Origin of the sequence: Streptomyces oryzae (assembly GCF_017676365.1) — a bacterium.
GTDB classification, from domain to species: Bacteria; Actinomycetota; Actinomycetes; order Streptomycetales; family Streptomycetaceae; genus Streptomyces; species Streptomyces oryzae.
The window spans coordinates 1-8,266 of record NZ_JADKMA010000265.1; the positions used below are offsets into that span (position 1 = coordinate 1).

Annotated in this window: 7 protein-coding genes; 5 read left to right on the forward strand and 2 right to left on the reverse strand. The window is 71.5% G+C overall.

All coding sequences use genetic code 11. The annotated features are described in order from the left end of the window. The 4 genes from ITI46_RS31795 to ITI46_RS31810 all read left to right on the forward strand — a co-directional run. The coding region (locus ITI46_RS31795; RefSeq protein ID WP_209243404.1) for a hypothetical protein at window positions 1–242 on the forward strand (242 nt) is incomplete at its 5' end. Next, entirely contained in the window at window positions 239–2,086 is a 1,848-nt protein-coding gene (locus ITI46_RS31800; RefSeq protein ID WP_209243405.1) for an ABC transporter ATP-binding protein, read from the forward strand. The genes ITI46_RS31795 and ITI46_RS31800, both read left to right, overlap by 4 nt. Window positions 2,087–2,250: 164 nt before the next feature. Further along, window positions 2,251–3,048, forward strand: a complete 798-nt coding sequence (locus tag ITI46_RS31805; protein WP_209243410.1) for an ECF transporter S component — start codon at window positions 2,251–2,253, stop codon at window positions 3,046–3,048. Between the two features lie 554 nt (window positions 3,049–3,602). Further along, the gene (locus ITI46_RS31810; RefSeq protein WP_209243406.1) at window positions 3,603–4,178 is read left to right on the forward strand and encodes a TetR/AcrR family transcriptional regulator; all 576 of its coding nucleotides are present in this window, start codon (window positions 3,603–3,605) and stop codon (window positions 4,176–4,178) included. A 70-nt stretch (window positions 4,179–4,248) separates the two neighbouring features. Here the strand turns inward: ITI46_RS31810 and ITI46_RS31815 are convergent, their stop codons facing one another. Then, the gene (locus ITI46_RS31815) at window positions 4,249–5,418 is read right to left on the reverse strand and encodes a steroid 3-ketoacyl-CoA thiolase (RefSeq protein WP_209243407.1); all 1,170 of its coding nucleotides are present in this window, start codon (window positions 5,416–5,418) and stop codon (window positions 4,249–4,251) included. 257 nt (window positions 5,419–5,675) lie between these two features. Between ITI46_RS31815 and ITI46_RS31820 the strand changes: the two genes are divergently transcribed. Next, window positions 5,676–6,932: a cytochrome P450 gene (locus ITI46_RS31820; protein ID WP_209243408.1), complete on the forward strand. Its 1,257-nt coding sequence runs from the start codon at window positions 5,676–5,678 to the stop codon at window positions 6,930–6,932. A 21-nt stretch (window positions 6,933–6,953) separates the two neighbouring features. On the opposite strand, the gene ITI46_RS31825 is transcribed toward ITI46_RS31820, so the two are convergent. Beyond that, entirely contained in the window at window positions 6,954–8,000 is a 1,047-nt protein-coding gene (locus ITI46_RS31825) for a PucR family transcriptional regulator (RefSeq protein WP_209243409.1), read from the reverse strand. Window positions 8,001–8,266 lie beyond the last annotated feature (266 nt).

Consider the following 8,266-nt stretch of genomic DNA (forward strand, 5'->3'; position numbering starts at 1 on the left):
CCCCCCTCCCCTCCTCCTCTCCCTCCCCTTCCGGAGCATCGGCATCGCTCTCGGGCTCGGACTCGGGCCGAGCCATGGCCACGGCCTCGGGCTCGGGCTCGGACTCCGCCGCCTCCGGCTCGGCCTCGGACGGCGAACTCCGGCAGGGCGCCAAGGAGACCGGGAACGAGTACGGCGTGCCCAGGCTCCGTTCCGCGCGGGCCCTGCGGGGCCGGCAGCACGACGAGGAGAGTCCGCAGTGATCACCTTCGACCAGGTCACCGTCGTCCACGACGGGGCGGCGGCCCCAGCCCTCCCGGTGGTGGACGCCCACATCCCGGAGGGCGAGCTGTGTCTGCTCATCGGGCCCAGCGGGGCGGGCAAGTCCACGCTGCTCGGCACCGTTCCGGGCCTGGTCCCGCACTTCACCGGCGGCACCCTGTACGGCCGGGTGACCGTGGCGGGCCGCGACACCCGTACCCACAAGCCCCGCGAACTCGCCGACGTCGTCGGCACCGTGGGCCAGGACCCGCTGGCCCACTTCGTCACCGACACGGTCGAGGACGAACTGGCCTACGGCATGGAGTCCCTGGGCCTTCCCCCCGGCACCATGCGGCGCCGTGTGGAGGAGACGCTCGATCTGCTCGGCCTCAACGAACTGCGGGACCGTCCTATCGCCTCCCTCTCCGGCGGCCAGCAACAGCGGGTCGCCATCGGCTCCGTACTCACTCCGCACCCCAAGGTCCTCGTCCTCGACGAACCCACCTCCGCGCTGGATCCGCCCGCCGCCGAGGAAGTACTTGCCGTCCTCCAACGGCTGGTCCACGACCTGGGCACCACTGTCCTGATGGCCGAACACCGCCTGGAACGCGTGGTGCAGTACGCGGACCAAGTGCTGCTGCTGACGCCGGAGGAAGCGCCGCTCCGCCCGGACGCCCACGCCCGGGAGGGCGCAACCCCCCGACCTCGTACGGCACGGCTCGGGGAGCCCGCGGCGCTGCTGGCGGTCTCGCCGGTCCGGCCGCCCGTCGTGGAGTTGGGCGAGCTGGCCGGGTGGGACCCGCTCCCCCTCTCCGTGCGGGACGCCCGCCGCAGGGCGGGTCCGCTGCGCGAGCGCCTGGCGCTCCGTCTCCCCCACCCGGACTCACCCGCCACGCCGGACCTCCCTGAAGGCACCCCGGAGCCTCCCGGGACCCCGCAACTCCCCGAAGGAGCCCCGACGTTCCCTCAGGGTGCCCTGAAGTTCCTCCACGAAGCACCGAAGACCCCCCAAGGTGCCCCGAAGTGTTCCCAAGGTGCCCCGAAGTCCCCCAAGAGGGCCCGGCAGCGACTCCGTGACTCGCACGACCCGCACCCCCACCCCCTCGCCGAGGTGTCACGGCTCACCCTCGTCCGCGGCCGGGTCACCGCCCTGCACGATGTGTCCCTCTCACTGCACGCCGGGGAGATCGTGGCGCTCATGGGGCGCAACGGGGCCGGGAAGTCCACCCTGTTGAACACACTGGTCGGTATGCACCGGCCCACCTCCGGCCAGGTCACCGTCGGCGGAAAGACGCCGCACCGCACGCGGCCGGCCGAGTTGCTGCGGCACGCCGGTCTCGTCCCGCAGGAGCCGCGCGACCTGCTCTATGCGGACACCGTCGCCCATGAGTGCCGGTCGGCCGACGCCGACGCGGGCGCCGCGCCCGGCACCTGCCGGGCGCTGGTCTCCCGGCTGCTTCCCGATATCCCTGACACCACTCACCCCCGTGATCTTTCGGAGGGCCAACGCCTGACCCTCGCGCTGTCGGTCATCCTGACGGCCCGGCCGCCACTGCTGCTGTTGGACGAGCCCACCCGGGGCCTGGACTATGCGGCCAAGGCCCGGCTGGTGGCGCTCTTGCGCGAGCTCGCGGCCGAGGGGCACGCCATCGTGCTGGCCACCCACGATGTCGAGCTCGTCGCGGAGCTGGCCCACCGCGTCGTCATCCTCGCTCAGGGCGAGCCCGTGGCCGACGGGCCCACCGACGAGGTCGTCACCTCCTCTCCCGCTTACGCCCCGCAGGTGTCCAAGATCCTGGCTCCCCAGCCCTGGCTGACCGTCAGCCAGGTGAGGGAGGCCCTGTGATCCGCCGCCGCACCACGGGACGAACCGCCCCGGCAGGACGAACCGCCCCGGCGGCAGTACAGGCGGCCGAGCCGGTGCCGCCGGCCCGGCCGGCGCGGGCCGAGCGGGACGTACGGACAGGGCGGGACGTACAGGCCACGCGGGACGTACAGGCTGTACGTGCCGTGCGGCTGGGGCCGAAGTCCGTTGCCGCGCTGGCCCTCACCAGCGCCACCGGCGTGGTCGCCTTCGCCTGGCCGCTGCTGGCCGACCGGACCTCCGAGCTGGCGCACTCGCAGGACGCGCCCTGGCTCTTCGCCGCATTGCTCCCCCTTCTGCTCGCCGTGGCAGTGGCGACCGTCTCCGAGACCGGGCTGGATGCCAAGGCCGTGGCGATGCTGGGCGTGCTCGCCGCGGCCGGTGCCGCGCTGCGCCCGCTGGGTGCGGGCACCGCGGGTCTGGAGCCGATGTTCTTCCTGATGGTGCTGTCCGGCCGGGTGCTGGGGCCGGGCTTCGGTTTCGTGCTCGGTGCCGTCTCGATGTTCGCCGGGGCCCTGCTCACCGGAGGGGTGGGGCCCTGGATGCCGTTCCAGATGCTCACCATGGGCTGGGTGTCCATGGGAGCCGGTCTGCTGCCCGCGCCGGCCACCTTGCGGGGGCGGCGGGAACTGCTCCTCCTTGCCGCATACGGGGCTGCCTCCGCGCTGCTCTACGGATTGATCATGAATCTTCAGGGCTGGCCCTATATCGCGGGCCTCGGCTCCGGGATCTCGTTCGTGCCGGGTGATCCGCTGCAGGAGAATCTGGCTCGGTACGGTGCCTATGTGCTGGCCACTTCGCTGGGCTGGGACGTACCGCGGGCGCTGCTCACCGTGGTGCTGACCCTGACGCTCGGCGGTACGGTGCTGCGTGCGCTGCGCCGGGCCACCCGTCGCGCCGCCTTCGACGCCTCGCCGGTGTTCGCCAGGGGCACCGGCGAGTGAGGTTCCCGTGTTCCTGCCCGACCCCGACGGGCAGGAACACGGGCCCTAGAGCGAGCCCTGCGACAGGCGCGGACTCGCGGCCTTCCCCGGAGGGACGGCACCTGGGCGCCTGCGGCACCGGGCGGCGCTGACCCGCGCCTGTCCCGTGCTCCGCGGCGGTGCCCGGTGCGCTCCGGTGGTCTCCCAGGGAACGTCCGGTGGTCTTTCAGCGAGCGGCAGCAGGCGCCGAGGTCCGTCGGCCGGATATCTGCTCCGCGAAGATCGTCGGCACGGTCGCAGTCGTCGCTGCAGCCGGAGCCGGAGCCGGAGCCGCAACCGCAGCCACTGCATGGGTAATGCCGACGACGACCGGGACTGTGAGCAGCCCGGTCCCCGCCAGCTCGCCCAAGCCTGGCCTTTGGTGCATCGTCTGCTCGGTCACGCTTGAGCCCCCCGTTCGTTCCCCCGTTGGACCGGAGAACGCTCGTTCTCCGGTCAAGCAAGACTGTATCGTAGAGAACGACGGTTCTCAAGGGCTGAGGAGAACAGCGGGGAGACGGGGAGAACGGGGCACCATGGACAGCGAAGCCACGACCGAGGCTCGCATTCTCAGTGCGGCGGACGCGCTCTTCTACGAGTACGGCGTGCACGCCGTGGGCATGGACCGGATCCGCGACGCGTGCGGCGTCTCGCTGAAGAAGATCTACAAGTGCTTCCCGTCCAAGGGAGCCCTGGTGGAGGCGTATCTGCGGCGCCGGGACCGGTGGGCCCGTACCGCGCTGGAGGAGCGGGTGGCCCGGCACACCGACCCCGAGGAGCGGGTGCTTGCCGTCTTCGACTGGCTCTACGACTGGGTCGACGGGCCGGACTTCCACGGCTGCGCCTTCATAAACGCCTTCGGCGAACTGGGCGCCGACTCCCAGGGAGTGGTCGACGCGGTGCGGGACCACAAGTCGGCCGTCCGCGGCTATCTCCAGGATCTGGCGCACGAGACCGGCGCCGCGGAGCCGGAATGGCTCGCCTCGCAGTTGGCGGTCCTGCTCGACGGGGCGATGAGCAACGCCTCCATCACCGACTCGCCCACCCCGGCGCGGCACGCCCGTTCGGCCGCGCAGACGTTGCTGCACAGTACGGCCGCGCCGGCCGGCTAGGACTTTCTGCTGCGGGTTGCCGGGTCCTCCCCCGGCCTCCGGCCGGCAGGTGCTCCCAACAGGCGCTGCCCTACAGCCGCTGCAGGATGGTGGCGGTGGACAGCGCGCCGCCCGCGCACATGGTGACGAGGGCGAACTCCTTGTCGGCGCGTTCGAGTTCGTGAAGTGCCGTGGTGATGAGCCGGGCGCCGGTCGCGCCGACGGGGTGGCCCAGCGCGATGGCTCCGCCGTTGACGTTGACCTTCTCCAGGTCCTGTTCGAAGACCTGCGCCCAGGAGAGTACGACGGAGGCGAACGCCTCGTTGATCTCGACGAGATCGATGTCCTTGAGGGTCATCCCGGCTCTGCCGAGAACGGCTCGGGTGGCGTCGACGGGACCGTCGAGGTGGAAGTGGGGATCGGCGCCCACCAGGGTCTGGGCGACGATCCGGGCGCGGGGGCGCAGCTTGAGGGCGCGCGCCATGCGCTTGGAGGCCCACATCACGGCGGCGGCGCCGTCGGAGATCTGCGAGGAGTTCCCGGCGGTGTGCACGGCGGTCGGCATGACGGGTTTGAGTGAGGCGAGGGCTTCCATCGAGGTGTCGCGCAGCCCCTCGTCGCGGTCGACGTACCGCCACATGCCCTGGCCGGCGGCCTGTTCCTCCTCGGTGGTGGGCACCTGCACGGCGAACGTCTCGCGTTTGAAGCGCTCCTCGGCCCAGGCGGTGGCGGCGCGTTCCTGGGAGAGGAGGCCGAGGGAGTCGACGCGCTCGCGGGTGAGACCGCGGTGGCGGGCGATGCGCTCGGCGGCCTCGAACTGGTTGGGCAGGTCGACGTTCCACTCGTCCGGCCAGGGTTTGCCGGGCCCGTGCTTGGAGCCGCTGCCCAGCGGCACCCGGGACATGGCCTCCACACCGCAGCCGATGCCGATGTCGATGACACCGGCGGCGACCATGTTGGCGACCATGTGGTTGGCCTGCTGGGAGGAGCCGCACTGGCAGTCGACGGTGGTGGCGGCGGTCTCGTAGGGCAGGCCGACGGCCAGCCAGGCGTTGCGCGCCGGGTTCATGGACTGCTCCCCGGCGTGGGTGACGGTGCCGCCGACGATCTGCTCGACGCAGTCGGCGTGGATGCCGGTGCGGCCGAGGAGTTCGCGGTAGGTCTCGCCGAGCAGATAGGCGGGGTGCAGATTGGCGAGGGCGCCGGAGCGCTTGCCGATGGGGGTGCGTACTGCTTCGACGATGACGGGTTCGGCGGCCATGAGTCGTCCTCTCCAGCCCGGCTGGCTCCCCACCAGCGACAACTAGTACGCGTTCTAGTTCTTCACCCAGTGTGCGGAGCCCGCTCACCGCCGCGCAAGAGTCTTGCACGGGTCCGGACGCGCCCCGGGCGCAAGTTGCGGGCCTACTTCCCTTGCTACTTGTAGAACCCGTTACTACCTTCGGGGCACTCCTGATGGGCCGTCAGAAAGTCTCAGAACGCCTCAGAAAGCCGTCAGAAACCGGAGTGGAGCTGCCGATGTCCTCCTGCCCCGCGCTGCCCGACGGGTTCGACTTCACCGATCCGGACGTCTATCAAGAGCGCGTCCCCCTCCCCGAGTTCACCCTGCTGCGCGAGACCGCACCGGTGTGGTGGAACCGGCAGCCGCGCGGTGTGGCGGGGTTCGACGACGAGGGGTACTGGGTGGTGACCCGGCACGCGGACGTGAAGGAGGTCTCCACCCGCCCCGAGCTCTACTCCTCCAACCTGAACACCGCCGTCATCCGGTTCGCCGAGCATATGAGCCGCGACCAGATCGACGTCCAGAAGCTGATCATGCTCAACATGGACCCGCCCGAGCACACCCGGGTGCGGCAGATCGTGCAGCGCGGTTTCACCCCCCGCGCCATCCGCGAACTGGAGACGGCGCTGCGCGACCGGGCGGCGCGGATCGTACGGGAGGCCAGGGACAGTGGCAGCGGCGACTTCGTCACCGATATAGCCGTCGAACTGCCGCTGCAGGCCATCGCCGAACTCATCGGCATCCCGCAGCAGGACCGCGCCCGCATCTTCGACTGGTCCAACAAGATGGTCGCCTATGACGACCCCGAGTACGCCATCACGGAGGAGGTCGGCACCCAGTCGGCGGCGGAGCTGGTCTCGTACGCGATGACGATGGCCGAGGCCCGCAAGGAGTGCCCCGCGCAGTACGCCGGATCCGCCGCGGACATCGTCAGCCGTCTGGTGGCGGCCGAGGGCGAGGGCAATCTCAACGCGGACGAGTTCGGCTTCTTCGTCATCCTGCTGGCCGTCGCGGGCAACGAGACCACACGCAACGCCATCAGCCACGGTATGCACGCCTTCCTCACCCACCCCGAGCAGTGGGAGCTCTACCTGCGCGAGCGCCCCGCCACCACGGCCGAGGAGATCGTGCGCTGGGCCACGCCCGTGGTCTCCTTCCAGCGCACCGCCGCCCAGGACACCGAGCTGGGCGGCCAGAAGATCTCGGCAGGAGAGCGGGTCGGCCTCTTCTACTCCTCCGCCAACAACGACCCCGAGGTCTTCGAGAACCCGCATGTCTTCGACATCACCCGGGACCCCAACCCCCACCTCGGATTCGGCGGCGGAGGCCCGCACTTCTGCCTCGGCAAGAGCCTCGCCACCCTCGAGATCAACCTCGTCTTCGACGCCATAGCCGACCTCACCCCCGGCATCTCCCTCGCCGGCCCCGCACCGCGCAGGCTCCGCTCGGCCTGGATCAACGGGATCAAGGAACTGCGGGTCGACTACGGCTGAGGGGCGCGGGTGCAGGCGCGCTCACTGCCTCAGCCCTCCGCCGAGCAGTCGCCATGTGGTGAGGGCGAGTCTGGCGCGCAGCAGCCCTGTGGGCTCGGTCAGCTCGATGCCCAGGGTCTTTCCGATCTGTTCGAGCCGACGCGCGACGCTGCTGTGGTGCAGGTGGAGAAGGGTGGCGGCGCGGCGCAGGGAACCGGTGGCGCAGTAGACCTCCAGGGTCTCCAGATCCTCCGGGGCGCGGGCCAGTTGGCCGACGGCGGCCACGTCGGCGTTGTCCCGGGCGGCGGCCTCGGGTATCTCGGCCAGCAGGGCGAGTGCGCCCAGTTCGTCGTAGCGGACGACAGGCTTGTGCGGGCCGGTGAAGCGGAGAGCCGTGCGGGCCTCCCGCCACGCGCGGTCCGGGCTCGGTGCCGCGCCGATGCCCGCGCATACGCCCGCGGGGAACCGGCCCGCGTCGAGGGTGGCGGCCAGGATGACGCCCACGTCGGCGAGGAGTGCCGCCTTCACGAGACGGCCCGTGCACACCAGGCCGCCGATCCGGTCGAGCGGAATCTGTGAGCGTACGGCGGCGACGCGGACCGGAAGGCCGGCGGCGAAGCCCAGGAGCTGGAGCGCCCGGGCCCTGGCCGCCTCGTCACTGTCGGCGCTGATCGCCAGCTCGACCAGGGCTGGGTCGGCCATGGTGGTGCGGGCCGGGCCGTACCGCTCGGCGACGGCGGCAACGCCGATGGCGAGCCGCTCCAGCAGCACTTCGTCCAGCGGATTCGGCGGGCCGGTGCGCTCCAGCCACACCGTGCCGATCTCCTCCTCGTCCAGCGTGACCGGTGCGGTGCTGGACGCCGGGGCCGGCGGAGCGGCGGCTTCCGTACCGGCGGGCGAGGCGCGGATCACCCGCCCCGTGCCGTGCAGCCGGATACCGGTCACGCACTCGGCCAGGCCCGCCGAGGCACGGGCGAGCGCCGGGAGATCCACGCGTCGGCGCATCAGCGTGTCGTAGAACGCGACGACCCGGATCGTGCCCTGGACGTACGAATCCAGGTGCGACAGCCGCGCGGCGAGGGCCTCCATGGCTCAAGGATAGGACTTTGCCGGTGCGCCGCCCGGCGCGCGACGGGGGCCGGGTGCCCGACAGTTGGCGGGCCGGCGGCGCCGTCTCACCCCGTACGGGAGGAGGCGGTGCTGCCGTGACGCGGTGCGGGGTCCGTAACTGGGCGGGGGTTCTCGGGCTCGGGGCCTTCCGCCGCAACGCCTGGCCCCTCGTCCCCAGCGGCCCGGTCGGCCCCGTCAGCCCTGTCGGCCCCCTCAATCCTGTCAGACTCGCTGACCCCCTCAGC